At 69.8% G+C, this 22,042-nt stretch carries 22 protein-coding genes; 10 read left to right on the plus strand and 12 right to left on the minus strand.

All coding sequences use genetic code 11. The features are described 5' to 3' along the window. The 3 genes from BKA10_RS00005 to BKA10_RS00015 form a co-directional block, all read right to left on the minus strand. Positions 1 to 1,274, minus strand: a 1,274-nt coding sequence (locus BKA10_RS00005) for a lipase maturation factor family protein (RefSeq protein WP_183497780.1), incomplete at its 3' end; no start/stop codon positions are given. Positions 1,275 to 1,283: 9 nt separating this feature from the next. Continuing rightward, positions 1,284 to 2,765, minus strand: a complete 1,482-nt coding sequence (locus BKA10_RS00010; RefSeq protein ID WP_183497781.1) for a phytoene desaturase family protein — start codon at positions 2,763 to 2,765, stop codon at positions 1,284 to 1,286. Positions 2,766 to 2,772: 7 nt separating this feature from the next. Continuing rightward, complete coding sequence (locus tag BKA10_RS00015; protein ID WP_183497783.1) at positions 2,773 to 3,537, minus strand: GntR family transcriptional regulator; 765 nt, start codon at positions 3,535 to 3,537, stop codon at positions 2,773 to 2,775. Positions 3,538 to 3,796: 259 nt separating this feature from the next. Here BKA10_RS00015 and BKA10_RS00020 point away from each other — a divergent pair, with 259 nt between their 5' ends. From BKA10_RS00020 to ehuA, 4 genes are read left to right on the plus strand one after another with little or no spacing between them, the layout of a single operon-like run. Then, positions 3,797 to 4,714 (plus strand): transporter substrate-binding domain-containing protein, encoded by a 918-nt coding sequence (locus BKA10_RS00020; protein ID WP_183497785.1) that lies wholly within the window; start codon positions 3,797 to 3,799, stop codon positions 4,712 to 4,714. 12 nt (positions 4,715 to 4,726) lie between these two features. Beyond that, on the plus strand, positions 4,727 to 5,446 hold the full coding sequence (locus BKA10_RS00025) for an amino acid ABC transporter permease (RefSeq protein WP_206686717.1): 720 nt from the start codon (positions 4,727 to 4,729) through the stop codon (positions 5,444 to 5,446). Further along, positions 5,443 to 6,102 carry an ectoine/hydroxyectoine ABC transporter permease subunit EhuD gene (ehuD, locus tag BKA10_RS00030; RefSeq protein ID WP_183497789.1) on the plus strand — a complete coding sequence of 220 codons (660 nt, stop codon included), beginning with the start codon at positions 5,443 to 5,445 and terminating at the stop codon, positions 6,100 to 6,102. The genes BKA10_RS00025 and ehuD overlap by 4 nt, the downstream gene beginning before the upstream one ends. Next, positions 6,086 to 6,880: an ectoine/hydroxyectoine ABC transporter ATP-binding protein EhuA gene (gene ehuA / locus BKA10_RS00035; protein ID WP_183497791.1), complete on the plus strand. Its 795-nt coding sequence runs from the start codon at positions 6,086 to 6,088 to the stop codon at positions 6,878 to 6,880. The genes ehuD and ehuA overlap by 17 nt, the downstream gene beginning before the upstream one ends. Before the next feature lie 41 nt (positions 6,881 to 6,921). Here the strand turns inward: ehuA and BKA10_RS00040 are convergent, their stop codons facing one another. Beyond that, the gene (locus tag BKA10_RS00040) at positions 6,922 to 7,263 is read right to left on the minus strand and encodes a cupin domain-containing protein (RefSeq protein WP_183497793.1); all 342 of its coding nucleotides are present in this window, start codon (positions 7,261 to 7,263) and stop codon (positions 6,922 to 6,924) included. 71 nt (positions 7,264 to 7,334) lie between these two features. After that, a complete protein-coding gene (locus tag BKA10_RS16520; RefSeq protein ID WP_277816556.1) occupies positions 7,335 to 7,463 on the minus strand; it encodes a hypothetical protein in 129 nt (42 codons plus the stop codon). A gap of 137 nt (positions 7,464 to 7,600) precedes the next feature. Here BKA10_RS16520 and BKA10_RS00045 point away from each other — a divergent pair, with 137 nt between their 5' ends. Beyond that, the gene (locus BKA10_RS00045) at positions 7,601 to 9,715 is read left to right on the plus strand and encodes a glucose PTS transporter subunit IIA (protein ID WP_183497795.1); all 2,115 of its coding nucleotides are present in this window, start codon (positions 7,601 to 7,603) and stop codon (positions 9,713 to 9,715) included. Positions 9,716 to 9,776: 61 nt separating this feature from the next. Here the strand turns inward: BKA10_RS00045 and BKA10_RS00050 are convergent, their stop codons facing one another. Next, on the minus strand, positions 9,777 to 10,148 hold the full coding sequence (locus BKA10_RS00050; RefSeq protein ID WP_183497797.1) for an META domain-containing protein: 372 nt from the start codon (positions 10,146 to 10,148) through the stop codon (positions 9,777 to 9,779). Between the two features lie 2 nt (positions 10,149 to 10,150). Then, complete coding sequence (coaBC, locus tag BKA10_RS00055; RefSeq protein WP_183497799.1) at positions 10,151 to 11,398, minus strand: bifunctional phosphopantothenoylcysteine decarboxylase/phosphopantothenate--cysteine ligase CoaBC; 1,248 nt, start codon at positions 11,396 to 11,398, stop codon at positions 10,151 to 10,153. Between the two features lie 43 nt (positions 11,399 to 11,441). On the opposite strand from coaBC, the gene BKA10_RS00060 reads away from it, so the two are divergent. The 3 genes from BKA10_RS00060 to BKA10_RS00070 all read left to right on the plus strand — a co-directional run bounded on the left by BKA10_RS00060 (position 11,442) and on the right by BKA10_RS00070 (position 14,987). Next, positions 11,442 to 12,152, plus strand: coding sequence for an NRDE family protein (locus BKA10_RS00060; protein WP_183497801.1), 711 nt, complete (start codon positions 11,442 to 11,444; stop codon positions 12,150 to 12,152). A 66-nt stretch (positions 12,153 to 12,218) separates the two neighbouring features. Continuing rightward, positions 12,219 to 13,178 (plus strand): calcium/sodium antiporter, encoded by a 960-nt coding sequence (locus tag BKA10_RS00065; RefSeq protein WP_183497803.1) that lies wholly within the window; start codon positions 12,219 to 12,221, stop codon positions 13,176 to 13,178. A 324-nt stretch (positions 13,179 to 13,502) separates the two neighbouring features. Next, positions 13,503 to 14,987, plus strand: coding sequence for an HNH endonuclease signature motif containing protein (locus tag BKA10_RS00070; RefSeq protein ID WP_183497805.1), 1,485 nt, complete (start codon positions 13,503 to 13,505; stop codon positions 14,985 to 14,987). Between the two features lie 210 nt (positions 14,988 to 15,197). Here the strand turns inward: BKA10_RS00070 and BKA10_RS00075 are convergent, their stop codons facing one another. Next, positions 15,198 to 15,536, minus strand: a complete 339-nt coding sequence (locus BKA10_RS00075) for an SdpI family protein (RefSeq protein ID WP_183497807.1) — start codon at positions 15,534 to 15,536, stop codon at positions 15,198 to 15,200. Between the two features lie 93 nt (positions 15,537 to 15,629). Between BKA10_RS00075 and BKA10_RS16860 the strand changes: the two genes are divergently transcribed. After that, positions 15,630 to 16,277: a YdeI/OmpD-associated family protein gene (locus BKA10_RS16860; RefSeq protein ID WP_248199145.1), complete on the plus strand. Its 648-nt coding sequence runs from the start codon at positions 15,630 to 15,632 to the stop codon at positions 16,275 to 16,277. A 118-nt stretch (positions 16,278 to 16,395) separates the two neighbouring features. Here BKA10_RS16860 and pgi read toward each other — a convergent pair whose 3' ends face one another. The 4 genes from pgi to BKA10_RS00100 all read right to left on the minus strand — a co-directional run bounded on the left by pgi (position 16,396) and on the right by BKA10_RS00100 (position 21,080). Beyond that, positions 16,396 to 18,075 carry a glucose-6-phosphate isomerase gene (pgi, locus tag BKA10_RS00085; RefSeq protein WP_183497809.1) on the minus strand — a complete coding sequence of 560 codons (1,680 nt, stop codon included), beginning with the start codon at positions 18,073 to 18,075 and terminating at the stop codon, positions 16,396 to 16,398. Positions 18,076 to 18,302: 227 nt separating this feature from the next. Then, on the minus strand, positions 18,303 to 19,157 hold the full coding sequence (locus BKA10_RS00090; protein WP_183497811.1) for a DUF4097 family beta strand repeat-containing protein: 855 nt from the start codon (positions 19,155 to 19,157) through the stop codon (positions 18,303 to 18,305). Position 19,158: 1 nt separating this feature from the next. Then, positions 19,159 to 19,830 (minus strand): response regulator, encoded by a 672-nt coding sequence (locus BKA10_RS00095; RefSeq protein WP_183497813.1) that lies wholly within the window; start codon positions 19,828 to 19,830, stop codon positions 19,159 to 19,161. Further along, the gene (locus BKA10_RS00100; RefSeq protein WP_183497815.1) at positions 19,818 to 21,080 is read right to left on the minus strand and encodes a sensor histidine kinase; all 1,263 of its coding nucleotides are present in this window, start codon (positions 21,078 to 21,080) and stop codon (positions 19,818 to 19,820) included. The genes BKA10_RS00095 and BKA10_RS00100 overlap by 13 nt, the downstream gene beginning before the upstream one ends. 141 nt (positions 21,081 to 21,221) lie before the next feature. Here BKA10_RS00100 and BKA10_RS00105 point away from each other — a divergent pair, with 141 nt between their 5' ends. Beyond that, a complete protein-coding gene (locus BKA10_RS00105; RefSeq protein WP_308221565.1) occupies positions 21,222 to 22,037 on the plus strand; it encodes a Cof-type HAD-IIB family hydrolase in 816 nt (271 codons plus the stop codon). Positions 22,038 to 22,042: the final 5 nt, after the last annotated feature.

Below are 22,042 nucleotides of genomic sequence, written 5' to 3' on the forward strand. Positions count from 1 at the left end.
AGAAGACGGACCAGCAGACCCGTGAACCAATCATCCAGCGATCGCCCCAGCGGCAGGAACCACATCAGCCAGTCCAGCCGCAGGTGGTACGGCGCGAACTGGCGGGGGATCCGCCCGAGCGGGCCGGGCTTGCCCTTGAACGTGTACTCGCGCCAGTCGCCGGCACCGGGGTCATCGGCCGTCGTCCCCTCGACGACGATCTCGATGCGCTCCTTCGTGACCGTCCCGAACGCCCCATACGCATTGGCGAGCTGCCAACGGTTGAAGCTCGCGTTCATCAGCTGCCGGCGGGCGAACAGGTTGCGCACCGCCGGCACGCTGATCACCGCATAGCCCACGAAGACGATGGAGGTCACGACGATCCAGTACAGGGGGATGGATGCCGGGGTGCCCGCACCCGGTGCGGGAGCGGTCGGGGGTACACCGAACGCCGAGAACGCGAGCACGATGGTCGCCCAGTTGAGCCACGCGAAGTTGCCGGTCAGCACGAGCCACAGCTGCGTCGCGATCACGATGGCCGCCGCAGCCGTGCCGATGTACGCCGGCCACGGGCCCGATACGGAAAGCCCGATCACAGGGGCGAACAGCAGCCACGGCACGACGAGCTGGGCGAAATGGTTGCCGAGCACCTCGCCGCGGTGGAACCACGCCGGCAGCAGGTGCGCCTGGCGGCTGAGCGGCCCGGGCATGGGCTGGGTCTCGTGGTGGTACATGAGCGCGGTGAGGTCGCGCCACTCGCGCCCGCCGCGGATCTTGATCATGCCCGCCCCGAACTCCAGCCGGAACACGAGCCACCACATCAGCACGATCACCGCAGTCGGTGGCGGCTGGGAGTCAGAACCCAGGAACGCCGCCAGGAACCCGGCCTCCAGCAGCAGCATCTCCCACCCGAACCCGTAGAAGGTCTGCCCGATCGAGGTGATCGACATGTACCCGAGCCACAGCAGAAGGAAGGCCAGCATCGGCACCCATGGCGGCCCGAGCTGCGGCACACCGGCGACCAGCAGCGCCGAGACCACGGTGCCGCCCGCGCACAGCAGCACCAGCCGCCGATCGGTGTAGGCGACCCAGCGGAACAGGGTCGGATGCAGTGGCCACTTCTTCCGCGACGTCGCCCAGGACAGGAGAGTGGATGCCGGCAGCAGCCCGTTCTCGCCCAGCAGCGGCCGGAACTGGTTCAGGGTGGAGAAGAAGGCGACCAGGAACAGCGCAGCGATCCCGCGCTGCAGCACCTGCCGCGCGAACTCGAACCAGACCGCCGCGAAGCCGTCCATGGCGTCACCCTACGACGCCCCGCCGCCGGGTGACAGGTCGGGCGCTTCGCGCACACCGAACTCGTGGCGCAGGGCGCTGCGCGCGGCATGCCATCCGGCCAGTCCATGGACGCCGGGCCCGGGGGAGGCCGAAGCGGTGGCCAGATACACGCCGGGAAGAGGCGTGCGCCACGGGTCGGCCGAGAGGGTGGGCCTGCGCAGCAGCTGCCGGAGGTCGGGCGCGCCGGCGGCGATGTCGCCGGCCACATAGTTCGGATTGTGTGCGGCGACCTCGGCGGCCGTGCGCGAGCCCACCGCGACGATCGTGTCGCGAAACCCGGGTGCGAACCGTTCGATCTGCGCGGTCACCGCTTCGCGGCGATCGACCGTGCTGCCGGCCGGCACGTGCGTGTACGCCCACAGCGTGTGGGCGCCCGCCGGAGCCCGCGACGGGTCGAACAGCGTCGGCTGCGACACGAGCACGTACGGCCGCTCGGGATGCCGCCCGCCATGGACCTCGTTCTCGGCGAAGGCCATCTCGGCGCGCGTTCCGCCGACGTGCACCGTGCCGGTCCGACGCACCTCGGCGTGCGTCCAGGGCACCGGCTCGCTCAGCGCGAAGTCGACCTTCGCGACCGCGTCGCCGTACCGGAACCTGCTCAGCGCCCGGCGGTAGCGGGCCGGCATCCGCCCACCCGCCATTCGCACCAGCGCACGCGGCGTGACATCCAGCAGTGCCACGCGCGCATCGTCGAGCTCGTCGAGTGAGGTGACGTCGTGGCCGGTGACGAGCTCGCCGCCGTGCGCGCGCAGATCGTCGACGAGCGCGTCGATGATCGCCTGACTGCCGCCGACCGGTATCGGCCAGCCCTCGGCATGCGCATAGGCGGTGAGGGTCAGGCCGGCGCCCGCGCCGGCGAGCGAGGGCTGCGCGAGGATCGAGTGCGCCGCGACGCCGGTGAGCAGTGCCGGCGCCGCCTCGCCGCGGAAGCGCAGGTTCCACAGTGGGGTGCCCTGCTCGGCGGCGCTCAGTCCGAATCGTGCGACGGTGAGCGGATGCCGGGGGATGCGCAGCAGCGTCGATCCGGTGAACTCGGCCACATGCGTCGCGCGCTCGGCCAGCGGCCGCATGAGCCGGGCGTAGGCGCGCCCGTCTCTGCCCAGCCCGTTCGCGGTCGCGTCGAGGTCGCGGTACGCGACCCCCGCGCGGCCGCCGTCGAGCGGCTGCGCGAACGAGACGGCGGGGGTGGCGAACTCGACGCGCTCGCGCAGCCGGAACGCATCGAAGAACTGCGAGGCGAACGCGAGCGGATGCACCGCCGAGCACACATCGTGCGCGAAGCCGGGAAGCGTCAGTTCGCGGGTCGCCGCACCACCGCCGGCGCGTTCATCCCGTTCGTACACCCGCACCTTCAGCCCGGCGCGGGCCAGGGTCACCGCCCCGGCGAGGCCGTTCGGGCCGGCGCCGACGACGACGGCATCCACTGCGCCTCTCTTGCCACCCAGCGCCATGGCACGCTCACTCGGGCTCGGCTGCGAGCTGATCCAGCGGCATGAGCGGCGCGGTCAGGGCCGCCGTGTCGGTCTCGACGGTCTCGACGTCGCGCACACCGGTCAGACGCGCCACCGCGTCGTCGAACTGACGGCCGAGTGCGGCGACCGCGGCATCCACATCCCCCGCGACGAGTGCATCCAGCAGTGCACGGAACGTGGGCGACACTGTCGCGGGCACGGCATAACCGTCCTTCGCGCTGAAGCTCGCGATGCGGGTCTGGATGGCGAGTGTGGCCATCGCCTGCGAGAGCCGGCGGCTGCCCGCGGCGTCGACGAGCACCTGGTGGAACGCGAGGTCCGCGTCGCCGATCGCCCGCGCGTCGTCGCCCTCGCTGGCGGTGAGCAGCTGATCGAGGGCCGTCTCGAGGGCGGGCAGAGTGGACGCCGCACCGGCCGCGACCAGGCAGCGCAGCGCCTCGCCCTCCACGGCGCGCCGGGCCAGGTAGAGGTCGGGGATGTCTTCGGGCGGCACGACGCTCACGCGCAGACCGCGGCCCGGGAGCGAGGTGAGCACGCCCTCCTGCACCAGACGCTGGGTGGCTTCGCGCAGCGGTCCGCGGCTGACGCCCAGCTGCGTGGCGATGTCGACCTCGCCGAGCTGGCTGCCGACGGCGAGGGCACCCGAGAAGATCGCGTTCCGCAGCTCGATGGCGATCAGATCCACCGTCGACGGACGCGCCACGCGCAGCACGGAGGCGGGCAGTCCTGAGCGGGCGGGGGTGATCGGCATGGCGTGTCTCTCGGTCGTCCTCGTTCGATTCTTCCTCAAGTTGTCCACCGGCGCGGGACATCCGGTCGCGACTCGGGGCGCAGCGCCCGGGCAAGGCTAACAAGTCTGTATACATGTAGACAATCTGCACGTCAGAATGTGCGCATGTTTGAAAATCGGCATAGTGTGATCCACGGCTGTTCACCCGAACCGGATCGCCGCACCCCCGAGCGCCGGTCCCCACCGACATCGAGACCATCGACATGGAAAGAGGAACACCATGAGCACCTCACGCACGATCCTGCGGCGCAGCGCCGCCGTCCTGGGCGCCGCGGCTCTCGCAGTCGGCGTCACCGCCTGCACCGACACGGGCAGCGGCGGCGACACGGGCGGGAGCGCCTCGGACTCGGCCTCGACGCTCGAGCGGCTGCAGGACGAAGGCACCATCACCGTCGCGATCGCAGACGAGCGTCCGTACTCATGGGTCGAAGGCGGCGAGGCCACCGGTGCGACCATCGCCATGCACAAGGCGATCTTCGCCGGCATGGGCATCGACGACGTCGATGTCGTCGAGGTCGACTGGAACTCGCTGATCCCGGGTCTGAAGGCCGGCCGCTACGACGCCGTCAGCGCGGGCATGTCGATCCTCCCCGAGCGCTGCGCCGAGGCCGCGTTCAGCGACCCCGAGATCATGTACACCACCGCGCTCATGGTCCCCGAGGGCAACCCCGACGGCCTCACCGACCTCGACTCAGTCCAGGGCAAGGACGACGTCACCCTCGCCGTGCTCAAGGGTGGCATCGAAGCCGGCTACGCCGACAAGCTCGACATCGCCGACACCGTCTCGGTCGACAACGCCCAGTCCGGCATGGACCTGGTCGCAAACGGCCGCGCCGACGCCTTCGCCATGACCGCGATCTCGCTGAACTGGATGGCCGACAACAACCCCGACGCGGGTGTCGAGACCACCGATGCGTTCGTGCAGGTGATCGACGGCGTCGAGCAGGTCGGCGCCGGCTCCACGGTCTTCCGTCAGGGCGACATCGAGCTGCTCGACGCCTACAACGAGCAGCTGGCCACCATCACCGGCGACGTCGACGCCTACATGGGCCTGGTCGGCGAGTTCGGCTTCACCGAAGAGAACCTGCCTCCGGCAGATCTGACCACCGAGCAGCTCTGCTCGGGCGACCTGGGCTGATCCCGCACCTTGATGGATGACCTCGAAGCGCTGGGAGCGGCGCTGCCACAGATCTGGCAGGGACTGGGAATCACCCTCCTGCTGACGGTGTGCGGCGCCCTCCTGGCATTCGTCCTGGCGGTCGGACTCGGGCTCGGCGCCCGGGCGCAGAACGTCATCGTCCGCGGCGCCTCCCGCGTCGTGATCGAGTTCTTCCGCGGCACGTCGCTGGTCGTGCAGCTGTTCTTCCTCTTCTTCGTGATGCCCCAGCTCGGCCTCAAGCTGCCCGCGATCCTGTGCGGCATCATCGGGCTCGGGCTGAATTACGGCGCATATGGCGCCGAGGTGGTCCGCGGCTCGATCAACTCCGTGCCCGCCGGGCAGTGGGAGGCCTCGACGGCGCTGAGCCTGACGCGGACCCAGCGCATGTGGCGCGTCATCTTCCCGCAGGCGTGGGCGCTGATGATCCCGTCGCTGAACAACCTGCTCATCCAGCTGCTGAAGGGCACCGCGATCGTCGGCTTCATCACCCTGTTCGACCTCACCGTGGCACTGGACAAGCTGCGCATCGCCACCGACACGTTCTTCTTCGGCGCCGTCGGCATGGTGCTCTACTTCGCCATCGCGTACGTGCTGACCCTCGCCATGAACGCCCTCGAGGTGCGCGCCAAGCACCGTCTCGGCCGTGGCGAGTCGCTGCGTGACGCGCTGCGGTTCCGGGCGCCGGTGACCAAGGGCAGGACGGCCGCATGAACGACGGACTGCAGTGGAGCTGGGAGACCGCGTGGGAGGCCCTGCCGACCCTGCTCGAGGGGTTCTTCACCGTCACTCTCGTGGTGACCGTGGCCGGCAGCGCGATCGCGGTGGTGCTGGGCCTGGTGATCGCCATGGTGCGGCGCGTCGCGCCCCGGCCGATCGCGGGCATCGTCACCTTCTTCGTGAACTTCATCCGTATGACGCCGATCGTCGTGCAGCTGATGTTCGCCTACTTCTTCTTCCTCAGCTTCGACGCCCTGACCATCGGCATCGCGGTGTTCGGCATCCACTACGCCACCTACATGGCAGAGGTCTACCGTGCCGGCATCGACGCCGTCCCGCGCGGCCAGTGGGAGGCGGCCACCGCGCTGAGCCTGTCGCGCGGCCGCACGTGGGGCGCGGTCATCCTGCCGCAGGCGATCCGCGCGACCGTGCCGGCTCTGGGCAATTACGTCATCTCGATGCTCAAGGACACCCCGTTCCTCATCGCCATCACCGTGTCCGACATGGTCAGCAACGCGCTCGAGTTCGGCGGCGACCACTTCCGCTATCTCGAGCCGATCACACTGGCCGGCATCATCTTCCTGGTCGCCAGCTATCCGGCATCCGTCCTCATCCGCAGATTGGAGAAGCGCCTTGAGTACGCTTCCTGACGCACCCACGCCCGCCATCCGCTTCGACGACGTGCACAAGCGCTTCGGCGAGAACGTCGTGCTCGACGATCTGAACTTCCAGGTCGCCACGGGCGATCGCGTGACCCTCATCGGCCCCAGCGGATCGGGCAAGACCACGATCCTGCGCCTGGTCATGACCCTCGAAGAAGCCGACGGCGGATACATCTACATCGACGGCGAGCCGCTCACGCACGTCGAGCGCGGCGGCAGGCGCGTCGAGCTCAAGGAGAAGCACCGCAACGAAGTGCGCAAGCGCATCGGCATGGTGTTCCAGCAGTTCAACCTGTTCCCCAACATGACCGTCATGGAGAACCTCATCGAGGCGCCGGTGCACGTCCTGGGGCTGTCCAAGCGCGATGCGACGGCGAAGGCGCGCGAGCTGCTCGACAAAGTCGGGCTGGCGGACAAGGAGGACGCGCACCCCCTCCAGCTCTCCGGCGGACAGCAGCAGCGGGTCGCGATCGCGCGCGCCCTCGCGATGGACCCCGAGATCCTGCTCCTCGACGAGGTCACCAGCGCGCTCGACCCCGAGATCGTCGGCGAAGTTCTCGGTGTGCTGCGCGACGTGGCCGCCACCACCGACATCACGATGCTCATCGTGACGCACGAGATGCAGTTCGCGCGGGACGTCTCGAACCGTGTGCTCATGTTCGATCACGGCAGCATCGTCGAAGAGGCCGACCCCGAGACGATGTTCACCGCGCCGAAGGAGCAGCGTACGCGTGACTTCCTCTCCGCGGTCCTCGCCGACCGATGAGTACGACCGCGTGTTCGACGCGGTCCGGGCCGCCGGATGCGTCAGCCGAGCAGGTAGACGAGGAGGTGGCTCGGCTCGTCGGCGAAGACCTCGTGCCGCACGTTCGGCTCGACGTGGATGATGCCCCCGGGCACCAGCGTGTGGGTCACCTCGCCGACCGTGAACCGCACGCGGCCTGAGACCACGGCCACGAGGATCGGCCGCGGCGCGGCGTGCTCGGTCATCACCGTGTTCGCGTCGAGGGCGAGCTGGCGGATGCGCACCCCGGTCCCGTCGAACGCCTTGTGCGGGGTGATGCGGCCCGCCTGGATCGGGTTGGCGGCCAGCAGTTCAGCGGCGCCGGCGGCGATGAGCGTTGCGGTGTCGGATGCGGGGGTGGCCATGCCCCGATGATGTCACGGGCGCCTGCCACGCACCATGCCCCCGATCACCTGGTCGCGGGCACCGCTGCGCATCATTCTGCGGGCGGTTCGAGCCAGTGCTCGGCGGCCGGCACGTGCGATTCGAGCTCGTCCCAGATCTCCTCGGGCAGGGGTGTGGATGCCGCGGTCAGCGCCGCGCCGAGCCGCGACGGCCGGCTCATGCCGACGACGGCGATCGACGACGGTCCACCGGCTGTGCACGAGCATGGCGTCGGACACCAGGGTGAGCGCCGCCCTATCGGCGGCGTGCGCACACCGCTAGAGTCGCGCCACAGACGAACTGCAAGGGAGAAGGGCCATGGCATCCAATTCCGCAGCCGACATTGTCGATTCGCTCGGCGGACCCAGCAATATCGAAAGTCTCACCCACTGCGCCACACGACTGCGGTTTCAGCTGCGCGACGGCACGGCGGTCGACAAGGACCGCGTCGAAGCCGTCGACGGCGTCATGGGTGCTGTCCCACAGGCGGGCGACAGATTCCAGGTAGTGATCGGCGGCGGTGTGCAGACCGTGTACAACGAGATCCTGGCGCTGCCGGCGATGGCGAGCGTCGATCAGCCCTCCGATGCCGACATCAAGGCGGCCCAGCGAGCGCGCGGTCCCCGAGGCAAGACCGCGTGGCTCGACACGCTGTTCGAGTTCCTGTCCGACTCGTTCCGCCCGATCCTCGGCGCACTGCTGGGCGCGTCGCTGTTCATCACGTTCATGGCGCTCGCCGCGACGCTCGGGTGGATTCCGGCGTGGAACCAGCCCGGGGTGGTGCTCGAGCCGTCGTGGCAGTTCATCAACCTGATGTGGCAGTGCGTGTTCATCTTCCTGCCGCTCATGGTCGCCTACAACGCGGCCAACAAGATCGGCGCCGACCCCTGGGTGGGCTTCGCGATCATGGCGGTCGTCATGCTCCCCGGGTTCACAGCGCTGGCCGAAGAGGCGACCGCCACACAGCTCGTCTTCCTGGGCTCTGAGATCACCACGGTGCCGGTCTTCGGCATCCCGCTCACGATCTTCGACTACAGCTCTCAGGTGTTCCCGCCTCTTCTGATGGCCGCCGTGCTCGGCCCGCTGTGGAAGGGGCTGAAGCGCATCATCCCCGAGAACCTGCACCTCATCTTCGTGCCGTTCCTCGCGATGCTCATCATGATCCCGCTGACCGCGTTCCTGCTCGGCCCGATCGGCGTCTACATCGGCGCGGCGCTGGCGAACGCGCTGAGCGCCATCAACACCTTCTCGCCGTTCATCTTCGCCATCGTGATCCCGCTCGCGTATCCCTTCATGGTGCCGCTCGGGCTGCACTGGCCGATCAACGCGATCATGCTGCTGAACATCCAGACCCTCGGGTACGACTTCATCCAGGGCCCCATGGGCGCATGGAACTTCGCATGCTTCGGCGCGACCGCGGGTGTGCTGCTGCTGGCGTGGCGCGAGAAGGACAAGCAGATGACGCAGACGGCGACCGGCGCCCTCGCCGCGGGCCTGCTCGGCGGCATCTCCGAGCCGTCGCTGTACGGCATCCACCTGCGCTTCAAGCGGATCTATCCCCGCATGCTGGTGGGCTGCCTCACCGGTGGACTGATCATCGGCGCCGGCAGCTGGATGCTGGGACTCGAGAACGGCATCACGACCGGGGCGTTCGTGTTCACGTCGCTGCTGACCATCCCTGCGTTCGAACCGATCGGGCTGTACGCGATCGCCGTGCTGTCGGCGTTCGTCGTCGCGATGTTGCTCATCGTCATCGGCGGCTACAAGGACAAGCCGGCGAAGGATGCCGCGGGCGAGGCCGCTGTGGCCGCCGCCACCGCCGGGTCCGGCGTCGTCGGCGCCCACGCCGGGACGGCCGAGTCGGTCTCGGATGTCGCGGGAGCCTCCGCACTGGCGGGGACGGCGACGGCCGTGGCAGAACCGGGGACGGGGGCCGAGCCCGTCGCCGAGGGCGAGAGCACGGAGGTGGGGGCGCTCATCCAGCTCGCGTCGCCGCTCGACGGCACGGCCGTCGCGCTGTCGGAGGTGCCCGATCCGGTGTTCGCCGGGGGAGTGATGGGTCCGGGTGTCGCGATCGAGCCGACCGGCGACACCGTCTACGCACCCGGTGCCGGCACCGTCGTGGCGGCCCAGCCCACCGGTCATGCGTTCGGGCTGCAACTCGACAGCGGCATCGAGCTGCTGATCCACGTCGGAATCGATACGGTCAACCTGAAGGGCGAGGGGTTCGACGTCAAGGTCGCCAACGGCGACCGGATCGAGGTCGGCACCCCGCTGGTCACGTTCGACCGTGCGGTGATCGAGAAGGCCGGCTACCCGCTCGTGACCCCGGTCATCGTGCTCAACGCCGACGCCTTCGCGACCGTCGATCCGGTGGCACTCGGTCCTGTCGAGCACGGCGACCCGCTGCTGGACGTGCAGCAGAAGGGGTAGCGTTCGATCCTCGGCCGTGCCCGCGCCCGCGCGGCCGAGGGCGCCGGCGGCATTCGCGCGGTCACGCCGTGCGGGGGAGCGACCCGAGGACTTCGCCGTCCTCGTCGAACACCACGATCCGGTCGCCGTCGACCAGCGCCGAGCGACCGGCGGTCAGCCACTGGTCACCGAAATCGCATGCCATCAGCGTCATGTACACATCGGCGAAGACGATCGGGTCCTCGGCGGCCGACTGCTCCCAGCTGCCGCCGAACCCGTTGCAGCCGTCATGGCCGCCCAGCGAGCCGTCGGCATCGATGACGAGGTACGCGCTTCTCTCGGCGACCGTCCCCCAGGTGCCCACCGGGTCACCGCGTGATGTCTCGGGAGCCGACGGCGCGCACCCGGCCAGCAGCACGACGGCCAGCAGGATCAGGGCGCGGCGGGAGCGCATCGTCAGTCCGCGGACTGATCGGACGGGCGATGGGCGCCGACTCGGCCCGCGTGCACCGCGAGTGCGGCGTCCCACAGCGCCTCGGCGGCTTCGCGCTTGCTGCCGTCGACATCGGCGACGACCGCGCCGGCGGTGTCGAGCACCACGAGGCGATTCGTGCCGGACTCGAACCCGGCCTCCCAGCCGACCCGGTTCACCGCCAGCAGATCCACACCTTTGCGGGTTCGCTTGGCGCGTCCCCGCTCGAGCAGTTCGCCGTCGTCGGCCGCGGTCTCGGCGGCGAAGCCGACGACCGTCTGTCCGGCATGGCGGGCCTCGACCAGTCCGGCGAGGATGTCGGGATTCTCGACCAGTTCCAGGCGGGGGGCGCCGTCCTCCTTGCGGAGCTTGTGATCCGACACTCCCGCGACCCGGTAGTCGGCGACGGCGGCGACCATGACGATCACGTCGGATGCCGCTGCCGCGGCATCCGTCGCCGCCTTCAGTTCGGCCGTGCTCGACACACGGTGCACCGTGATCGCCGTGTGGCGGGACGCGGCGTCGAGCACGCCGTCGTCGACGTGCGCGGCGATGAGCGTCACCGTGGCGCCGCGGTCGGCGGCGGCGAGCGCGACGGCGGCACCCTGCCGGCCACTCGACCGGTTGCCCAGGTAGCGGACCGGGTCGATGGGTTCCCGGGTGCCGCCGGTGGTCACCGTGACGGTCAGGCCGGCGAGGTCGCCGTGCGGCTGGACGACGGCGAGGGCGGCCGCCACGATCTCGTCCGGCTCGACCATGCGCCCCGGGCCGCTGTCACCGCCGGTGAGCGGACCGTCGGCGGGGCCGACGATGTGGACGCCGCGATCGCGAAGGGTCGCGATGTTCGCCTGTGTGGCCGCGTGTTCCCACATGGCCGTGTGCATCGCGGGGGCCACGACGACCGGAGCCGTGGTCGCCAGCAGTGTGACGCCCAGCAGCCCGTCGGCGATGCCCGCCGCCATCTTCGCGAGCGTGTTCGCGGTGGCCGGGGCGACGATCACCAGGTCGGCACGGGTGCCCAGGGCGACGTGGCGCACCTCGGCGACCTCGTCGTGCACGCTGGTCGTGACAGGATGTCTGCTGACCGCTTCCCAGGTGGTCGTCCCGACGAAGCGCAGCGCGTCCTCGGTGGGAACAACGTGCACCTCATGACCGTTGGTCACCAGTGCGCGCACGAGGTGAACCGTCTTGTAGGCGGCGATCCCGCCCGTGACCCCGACGACGACGAACATGGTCCGATCCTGCCACGGATGCCGGACGACGAGAGGCCCGAACATGTGCACGGTGATCGTCCACGTCCCCGCAGAGGCCGGCGCCGCCACCCGCGTGCTGGCCGTGCGCGACGAAGACCCCTCCCGCGCGTGGGACCCGCTCGGCCCGTGGTGGCCCGACACCCGCCCGGGTGTGGTCGGCGTGCGCGACGCCCGTGCCGGTGGGGCGTGGCTGGCCGCGGATCCGGATGCCGGTCACTTGGCCGTCATCCTCAACCGGGCCGACGTCATGCCCGACGACGGGCGCCCCGTGCCCTCGCGCGGGCACCTCGTGCTCGATGCCGTCGACGGCACCGAGATCGCCGATCCCCGCACCCACGGCTTCAACCTGGTCGACGTCACCGCGGAGCGCACCCGGGTGACCATGTGGAACGGGGACGTGCTGCGTGCGGTCGATCTCGGCCCCGGCATCCACATGATCGCCCATGACGACGTCGACGACCCGACCAGCGCCCGCATCATCGCCTGGCGGGGCGCGTTCCCGGCGCCGGCCGAAGACGACGAGCGCTGGTGGACCGCCTGGATGGACGTGCTCGAGCGCACCGCCGAGGTCGGTCCCACCGACGATCGCGCGATCGTGCGCGACAACCGTCCGTACGGCTACCCGACGCTGTCGCTGCTCGTGTGCGCGGCATCGGTGACGGATGCCGGTGTCGACGTCGTCTACGGCGAGTTCGACCATCCCGGGCAGTGGAACAGGCCCGAACTCGCCTGAATCGGCGCCGCTTCGGCTGCGTCCTGCTCTGGACAGCGAACCTGCCCGCCCCGATATTCTCGGCACATGACGGCGTGGCTCTGGGTGATCCTGGGCCTTGTGCTGCTCATCGTCGGGGCAGAGCTCATCGTGCGATACGGCGCGCGGCTGGCGAGTCGCCTCGGGATCTCGTCGATCATGATCGGGCTGACCGTCGTGTCGATCGGCACCAGTGCGCCGGAGCTGGCCGTCGGCATCGACGCCGCCCGCATCGGGCAGGGCTCGCTCGCGCTGGGCAACATCGCGGGAACGAACCTCGTGAACCTGCTGCTGATCATGGGGCTGGCCGCCGCGCTGCGACTGATCCCGATCGCCCTGCAGACGCTGCGCCTCGACCTGCCCATGATCGGCGCGGTCGCCCTGCTGCTGCTCGTGTTCGTCATCGACGGGCGGCTCGACCGGATCGAGGGCGGCGTGCTGGTCGCCGTCGCGATCGGCTACACGCTCGCACTCGTGCGATGGGCGCGACGCGAGAGCGCCGCCGTCCTGGCCGAGTACGAGAACGAGTACCACGACGCGCCTCGGGAGACGGGATCGCTCGTGCTGGCGATCGTGCTGCTGATCGCCGGGATCGCGATCATCCTGCTCGGCGCCGGCTGGCTGGTCACCGGCGCGGTCGATCTCGCCGAGGCGATGGGCGTCTCGAGCACCGTCATCGGTCTGACCGTCATCGCGATCGGCACCTCGGCGCCCGAGCTGGTGACCGCGATCGTCTCGACGTACCGTGGCGACCGCGACATCGCGCTGGGCAACCTGATCGGATCGAGCACCTACAACATCACGATCATCCTGGGTATCACCGTGCTGGCGGCGCCGATCGCCGTGGACCATGCCCTCGTCTTCGTCGACATCCCCATGATGATCGCCGGGACGTTCCTGGTCGGCACGTTCATGATGAGCGGGCGCAGACTCACCCGGGTCGAAGGCGTCATCATGATCGGCGCCTACCTCGCCTACCTCGCTTACCTGCTGGCCGTGCGCACCTGAGGTGCGATGGTGCGGCATGGATGTCGGGCGTCGCCGATCAGCAGGTGCGGCGGGTCGCGGACCTTCTTGCGTGAGGTCGACCTGACCCTGAGCGGTCTGGACGCACCAGGTGGGGCTGTTCCGGCGGACGGCAAGCTGGGCCAGGAGGTTGCCTGGTCTCGGGTGTTGCGGTGAGTTATCCACAGGTGACTCGAACGCCCGTTCGAGTGTCGGGGGTTCTTGTCATACTGTTCTTAGGAATGTTTTGGCGGATGTGGCCACCGGTTGGACCGGTTGTCGTGTTTCGCTGAGCTGGGGGTGCCGGCGGCGGAGTTGCCGGCGGCGGTGCTGGATCTCAGTGACCGGTCGGTGGTGGAGATCGCGCGGGATCTCGCGGCGATCGCGAATGACGTGGCCCGGTTGCAGGCGCTGGTGGCTGGGGTGGCGGCGCATCGGTCGCAGCGCAAGGACGGGCAGAACGGGCTGTCGGCCACGGAGGGTCATGCGAGCCCGGCGTCGTTGATCCAGGACATCACGGGCGGGTCGAAGGCTGACGTGCTGCGGCAGGTGCGTGTCGGGAAGGCGCTCCTCGAGGGCGCCATCGAGGTGCGCGAGGGGCAGCCCGGCGCAGGACCCGAGTCCGTGCCCGGAGGGTCGGAGTCCGGTGCCGGCGGCGAGGGCGAGGGCGAGGGCGAGGGTACTTCGGGCGAGGCGGCTGTCCCCGCGGCGGCACCGCGGGCGACGTGGAAGACGGTGCTGCGTGATGCGCATCTGGGTCGCCGGCTCACCGCGGAGCAGCATGATGTGATCCGCCGGGGTCTGGGGGAGCCGTTCGACGATTCCGAGGACACCGCACAGGTGTGGGTGGTGGCGGCGGCCTCGCTTGTGGATGACGCCGTGAACTTGACGGTGGAGGATCTGGCGGTTCACGCCCGCGCGGTGCGTGACGCGATCGACCCGGTCGGGGCGGAGCAGCGGTACGCCAGACGTTTTGAGAACCGGTCGTTCCGGACGTGGATCGACGGTGAGGGGCAGCATCGCGGCAGTTTCGCGTTCGATGACGAAGACGGCGCGTGGATGGACGCGATCACCGCTGCCGGGTTGCGGCCTCGCCGCGGTGGCCCCCGGTTCATGACCGATGAGGAACGCGCCCGGGCGGCTGAGCTTGCTCATGATCCGCGCAGCAATGACCAGCTCGCCTACGACCTGGTGATGTCGGTGCTGCGTGCCGGGGCTGTGGCCGACGCGACGGACGTGTTCGGGGTGCGGCAGCCCGGTGTGCGGATCATCACCGTGAAAGACCCCGCCGGCGGCGACGATGCCGGTCCGCGTGACGCGTATGGGCGGCTGTTGACTGCCGGGTTCACCGAAGACCGTGGGCATCCGTTGCCCGGGTCGGTCATCGACCGCAACATCTGCATGCACGGGACCACCGAGGTCACCGTCGACGGGTGCGGCAACCCGCTGGACGCCGGGCGTGAGCACCGCCTGTTCCAACCCAAACAGCGTCTCGCGTTGGCTGCCCGCGACGGCGGCTGCATGTGGCTGGGGTGCGACATGCCGGGCTCGTACTGCGAGGCCCACCACATCGACCCGGTCGCCGAAGGCGGACGCACCGACATCGACCGGGGCATCCTGCTGTGCAAATACCATCACCTGCTGCTCCACAACCGGGGCTGGCGGATCACCCGCGACGGGAAACGCGCGTTCATCCTGCAACCGCCACCCGACATCGGCGGCCCACCCGTCACCCTGGTCTCCAAAGCACCCTGGAAATGGGCGTGGGACCGGCCACCCCCACCTTCCAAACCGAACTGGCGCGCCGCCTGACGGTGAGGGATCACCGACGCGGGCCGAGCGCTGACGCGGGCCGAGCATTGACGCGTGCCGGGTGTCGACGCGTGCCGAGCATTGACGCGTGCCGGGTGCCGACGTGGGCCGAGCATTGACGCGTGCCGAACGCCGACGGCTGCGGCTTCGATGACGACCTCGCCGCTCAGATCACGCAGGTCGCAGCAAAGTGCGGCGTGGCCGCTGACGCTACGCTTTCGAAGCGACCGCGCTTGCTCGCTCCGACTTCACCAAAGCGACCGTGACCGTCGCAAAAAGAATCACCACGACCGCCGCGGCGAATGTGATGGCAACCGCGCCATCGGCAACAAGAGTGAGCACTCCAGCGCCCGCACTGAGCGCGAACCCAATCCAGACCGTGGACGACGCGGCGCGATGACCCGCGACCCACGTCGTCTCGTTTCTCATCGTTGCGCGCGTGCGAATACCCGCGAGCCGGTTCTTCCGAAGCCGACCGTTCGCTGCGAGCTGTATGAGCACCGCTGCGAAGAGCAACAGGGCAGGAAACACCACCGCGACGACAACCACGACACCAGCGTAGATTCCAGGTGCCTGACGACGACATCGGGGCACCCCCGAGGCTGATGCGGCGTGTCTGTGGCCGGTGCTACCGTCACACGCGTGAGCGCAGCCCAGCAGGACCCCGATCGCCCAGCCGTCTTCTTCGCGTCGGCTGCTCAGTTCCGCACCTGGCTCGAAGAGCATCACGACACCGAGACCGAGCTGTGGATGGGGCTCTACCGCAAGGGCGACCCGCGTCAGGGCATCACGTGGGCCGAGGCCGTGCCCGAGGCGCTGTGCTTCGGCTGGATCGACTCGGTCAGCCAGCGCATCGACGAGTCTGCGCGCCGGCAGCGGTGGACCCCGCGCAAGCCCGGCTCGAACTGGAGCGCGATCAATATCGCGCACGTCGAGCGGCTCACCGCCGAAGGACGCATGCATCCCGCGGGGCGCGCCGCGTACGAGCGCCGCAGCGATGACAAGTCGGCGATCTACTCCTACGAGCGGCCGGACGAGCTGACACCCGAGCGGGTGGCTGCGCTGCAGGCCGATGCCGCAGCCGCGGCGTTCTGGGACCAGGCGACACCGTCGTATCGGCGCATAGCGGCGCACTGGGTGCAGAGCGCCAAGCGCGAGCAGACCCGCGCCGACCGCTTCGCGACCCTCGTCGGCGACTGTGCCGCGGGCCGGCTCATCAAGATGCAGCGCTACGGCGGTGAGCCGGCATGGCTGGCCCGCGCTGCCGCCGCAGCCGAAGCCGCTCGCTGACATCGCCGGCACCGGCGCCGCGCTTGGGGTTCTGCCGGCCCCGGAGCGTTGCACGCCCGCGTATGCGGCGTTTCAGACGGAGTTGTGCACGCCGCAGCTTTACCCCGCCGCTGCAGTCCTATGCCCGATGCTCGCGGTAGTAGTCCAGCAGCGCGCGGGTGGAGGCATCCTGCGCGGCCACGGCATCGGCATCCCCCTCGATGGCGGGGGCGATCTGCAGCGCCAGCTGCTTGCCCAGCTCCACACCCCACTGATCGAACGAGTTGATGCCCCAGATCACGCCCTGCGTGAAGGTGATGTGCTCGTACAGCGCGACCAGCTGCCCCAGCACGGAAGGTGTCAGCGCCGGTGCGAAGATCGATGTCGTCGGGCGGTTGCCGGCGAACGTGCGTGCCGCCACGAGCGGTCCGGTGGTTCCCTCAGCCTCGACCTCTGCGGCGGTCTTGCCGAACGCGAGCGCCTTGGTCTGCGCAAGGAAGTTCGCCAGGAACAGGCCGTGCACGTCCCGCCCGTCGTCGGCCAGCGGGTACGCCGGATTCACGAACGCGATGAAGTCGGCCGGGATCAGCCGCGTGCCCTGGTGGATCAGCTGGTAGAACGCGTGCTGGCCGTTCGTTCCCGGTTCGCCCCAGAAGATCTCACCGGTGTCGGAGGTGACCGGCGACCCGTCCCACCGCACCGACTTGCCGTTGGACTCCATCGTCAGCTGCTGCAGATACGCCGCGAAGCGCGAGAGCTGCTGCGCGTACGGCAGCACCGCGTGCGACTGGGCGCCGAGGAAGTTCGTGTACCAGACGTTCAGCAGCCCCATCAGCACCGGCACGTTCCGTGCCAGAGGGGTGGATGCCACGTGCTCGTCGACCGCGTGGAATCCGGCGAGCAGTTCGCGGAACGTGTCCGGCCCGAGTTCGATCATCAGCGACAGTCCGATCGCCGAGTCGACGGAGTAGCGGCCGCCGACCCAGTCCCAGAACCCGAACGCGTTGGCGGTGTCGATGCCGAACGCGGCGACCTTGTCGAGCGCGGTCGAGACGGCGGCGAAATGGTGGGCGACGGCGTCTGTCCTGGCTGCGTCCGACCCGTCGATCGCGCCCGCGGCGGCCAGTCCCGCCCACAGCCAGTCACGCGCGAGCCGCGCGTTGGTGAGGGTCTCGAGCGTCGTGAAGGTCTTCGACGCGACGATGAACAGCGTCGTCTCAGGGTCGAGGTCCTTGGTCTTGTGGGCCAGATCGAACGGATCGATGTTCGACACGAACCGCGCCTGGATGCCGGCCGTCGCATACGGCTCGAGCGCCGCCGAGATCATCACCGGCCCGAGGTCCGACCCGCCGATGCCGATGTTGACGACGTGCGTGACCTTCTTGCCGGTCACCCCGACCCAGTCGCCCGAGCGCACCCGCTCGGCGAACACGGTCATCGCGTCGAGCACCCCCTGCACGTCGGCGTCGATGTCCTGCCCGTCGACGACGAGCGCCGGCTGTGCGCCGGCCGGACGGCGCAGCGCGGTGTGCAGCACGGCACGGTCTTCGGTGGCGTTGATGTGCGCGCCGGCCAGCATTGCGGCGTAGCGCCTGGCGACGCCGGTCTGCTCGGCGAGCTTCACGAGCGAGGCGAGGATGCCGTCGTCCACGAGATTCTTCGACAGGTCCACGCGCAGGTCGGCGAGGTCGAACGTCAACCGCTCGACCCGATCCGGGTCGGCGGCGAACCAGCCCCGCAGGTCGGGCGTGAAGTCTTGCGAACGGGCGTCGAGTTCGGCCCAGGCGGACGTGGCGGTGGCATCGATGGGAGTGGTCACGGTCACCAAACTACTCGTCCGGGCCGAATGGCCGGGCGCTCTTGAAAGTTGGCGCTCCCGTCGGGTATTCGCGGAAACACCCGACGGGAGCGCCAACTCAGGATCGGTCTGCGTGTCCGAGTTGTGCGCCAACTCGAGATCCCCCAGCGCGGCGGGTCGGCCGAGCGGATCGTGGGGAGGGATGCCGGAAGGCTCCCGGCGCAGGTCCGGGAGCCTTTCGGTGGTGCTCAGCGCGCGGGGCGCAGGTCGATCGACCCGGCCGACACCGACGCGGTGATGGTGTTGCGTGAGCTGCTCGACGTGTCGAGGTCGTGGGTGAGGTCTCCGGCCGACACGTCCTGGTCCAGGTTGTAGGTCTGGTCGGGGATGGTGAGCACCATGCGCCCGGCGCTCACGTCCAGGTCGAGGGCCGTCACCGGACCGCGCAGTTCACCGTCCATCGAGCCGGCGCTGATGCTCAGTGTGGCGGTGTCGACCTCGTCGAGGTCGAGCGAGGCGCGGCCGGCCGAGATCTCGGCATCCACGTGCTCCGCCACTCCGGTGATGTCCATCGCCCCGGCACCGAGGTCGAGCTCGAGCTCGCGATAGGTGCCGTCGGCCGTGATCGAACCGGCGCCGAGGTCGAACGAGGCGTCCAGAGGTGTGTCCTCGTAACGGTCGGGCAGGGTCAGTACGACGCGCTCGTCATCGCCCCACCAGTTCCAGCCGCCCCACCACGGGCGGGTCGAGTGGACCCGAAGGGTGTCGCCGTCGCGGTCGAGCCGCCAGGCCGACGATCCCGATCCGCCGGTGACCTCGAGGCTCGCTTCGTCACCGCCGTAGGCGAGGCGGAAGCCGGCCGCGTCCACGTCGATGTCGAGTTCGGTGATGCCGGTCGCGTCGGCGGTCAGCGTGCCGGTGCTCACCGCCGCCGCGCGGATCGCGGAGAAGGCCGCGGTCGTGATCGCGCCCAGGATCAGCACGGCACCGAGGCAGATCGCGAGGATCGCGATGACCCGTGAGGTCGAGCGCGGCTGCGGCGGCTGCGGCGCGTAGCCGCCTGTCGGGGGGACCGGGGGCGGGGGAGTGATCGTGGTGCTCATGTCAGGCTCCGTTCTGCGGCTGGGCGCCGCCGTGTTCGAGGTGGACCAGCGCTGCGAGGACGCGCCGGTTGCCGTGCTCGTCCTGTTCGAGGTCGAGCTTCTGGAAGAGGGATGTGATGTGCTTCTCGACGCTGGCCTCCGAGACGAACAGCGCCTGGGCGATCGCCTGGTTGCTCTTGCCCTCGGCGATCAGGGCGAGCACCGTGCGCTCGCGGTCGGTGAGCCGCGCCATGCGCTCGTCGCGGGAGCGCCGCATCAGCAGCTGGGCCACGACCTCGGGGTCGAGGACAGTTGCCCCCGCCCCGATCCGCTCGATCGACTCGAGGAACTCGCGGACATCGGCGACCCGGTCCTTGAGCAGGTAGCCCAGGGCGGCGCCGTGCGACGTGATGAGGTCGCTGGCGTACCGCTCCTCGACGTACTGGCTGAGCACCAGCACCGGCAGGGCCGGGTTCGCCGCCCGCAGGGTGAGCGCCGCGCGGATGCCCTCGTCGGTGAACGTCGGGGGCAGTCGCACATCGAGGATGCACAGATCGGGAGTGGCGGATGCCACGGTGTCCACGAGATCGTGGGCGTCGGGCAGGGCCGCGACCACGTCGTGGCCGGCATCGGCGAGCACGCGGACGAGGCCTTCGCGCAGCAGGGCGGAGTCTTCGCAGATCAGGATGCGCACGGGACGCTCACCTCCAGGGCGGTCGGGCCGCCGGTGGGGCTGTCGATGCGGGCGGTGCCGCCGGCGGCGGCCACGCGGTTCACGATGCCGTCGAGGCCACCGCCGGGCAGCACCCGCGCGCCGCCCATGCCGTTGTCCTCGACGCGGGCCCACAGGGTGCCGTCGTCGCGGCGGCGCACGACCACGCGGGCTTCCGAGCCACGGGAGTGCTTGGCCGCGTTGGTGAGCGACTCGGCGATCGCGAAGTACACGGCCGCTTCGGCCGTCGAGCTGCACCGGCCGTCGAGACGCACGTCCAGCTGCACCGGGATGGGCGAGCGGGCCGCGAGCGCCGAGAGTGCGGCATCCAGCCCCCGATCGTCCAGCACAGAGGCGTGGATGCCGCGGGCGAGCTGCCGCAGTTCGGTGATGGCGGCCTTTGTCGAGGTGTGCGCCTCGTCGATGAGTTCTTTGGCGGCGGCAGGGTCGCTGTCGATCTTCTGCTGGGCCAGGCCCAGGGTCATGCCGACCGAGACCAGCCGCGGCTGGACGCCGTCGTGGAGGTCGCGCTCGATGCGGGTGCGCTCGACTTCGCTGGCGCGGACGGCGCCTTCGCGCTGCACACCGGCGGTGCGGGCCTGCTCGGCGAGGATCGCCTCGCGGGAGGGCACCAGGATCGACCGGGTGAGCACCGCGTGCAGCGGGGCGATGCCGACGAGGATGGCGGCCGACACGAGGAGCCCGATGATGCCGACGATCACGGCCCACTCCGTGCCGATCACGATGCCGGTCCCCGGGAACCGGGTCACGTCGGCACCGGAGAGCGGTGTGAACAGCATGCCGATACTGCGCACGAACCAGGTGATGGAGGGCAGGACGATCAGGCCCAGCACCGTGGCGATGGCCGCGCTGGCGATGCCTCGCCACATCGGGCCGTCGATGAACTGCTGCCAGAGCGTGCGCAGCCAGCCGCCGAAGCCGGGCCGGCCGCTGCGGCGCGGTCGCAGCGCCGGTAGTCCGCAGTTGTACAGGCCGTCCACGCGTTCGTACTCGAGCCAGCCGGCCGCGTAGAGCACGTAGACGAACGCGATCAGGAAGAGCGCGCCGATGCCGATGACCAGAAGGAGGCTGAGGCCGACGCTGAGCAGGACGGTGAGCATCGTGAACACGCCGGTGCCGACGATGCCCATGGCGGCGAGCTGGGCGATGGCACCGAGGTGGGTCAGGATGCCGATGCGCTGCCGCACGGGAGGGGGAGCTGTCGAAGTCATGACACCAAGGTATGGCGGGGCGTCGCGCGTGACACCAGAGCCACCCGGAGACCTGGCTTCGGGTTAACCCGAAACCGGCGTGGTCGCCCCCGGCGGACGCTTGCCCGGCCCGCCGGCGCCCCCGCCTGGAAGGATGGCGGGGTGACCACCACCGCTGACATCCGCCTGATCGCCGTCGACATGGACGGCACGCTCCTCGAACCCTCGGGCGCGATCCCCGCGACCCTGTGGCCGCTGCTCGAGCGGCTGCACGCGCGCGGCATCGCCTTCGCGCCCGCGAGCGGGCGGCAGTTGAGCACCCTGCAGCGCATGTTCTCCGGTGTCGCGTGCGAACTGGACTACATCGCCGAGAACGGCGCGTACGTGGTGCGGGACGGTGCCGAGGTCAGCTCGGATGCCATGGACCCGAAGGACGTGGCATCCATCATCACCCGCGTGCGCGAGCTCGTCGCCGACGGCACCCTCCGCGCCGGGGTCGTGCTGTGCGGCAAGCGGTCGGCCTACATCGAGGGCGCCGATCCCGAGTTCGTGGCCGAGACCGAGAAGTACTACGCGGCGCTGGAGGCGGTCGAGGACCTCACCGCGGTCGACGACCAGTTCCTCAAGATCGCGATCTACGACTTCGACGGCGGCGAGACCCACACCGCGCGCCACCTCGCCGACCTGCGGGAGACCTTCCAGGTCGTCGTGTCGGGACAGCACTGGGTCGACGTCATGAACCAGAGCGTGAACAAGGGCGTGGCGCTGCGCCGGCTGCAGGAGGCGATGGGTGTGACCACGGCGCAGACGGCCGCCTTCGGCGACTACCTCAACGACCTCGAGATGCTGCAGGCCGCCGACTGGTCGTACGCGATGGCCGACGCCCACCCCGATGTCGCCGCGGTCGCCCGCTTCCGGGCGCCGTCGAACGCCGATCAGGGCGTCATCTCGACGATCGAGTCGCTGCTGTCGGCGTAGCCTGG

The sequence above is a fragment of the Microbacterium invictum genome, assembly GCF_014197265.1.
GTDB classification, from domain to species: domain Bacteria; phylum Actinomycetota; class Actinomycetes; order Actinomycetales; family Microbacteriaceae; genus Microbacterium; species Microbacterium invictum.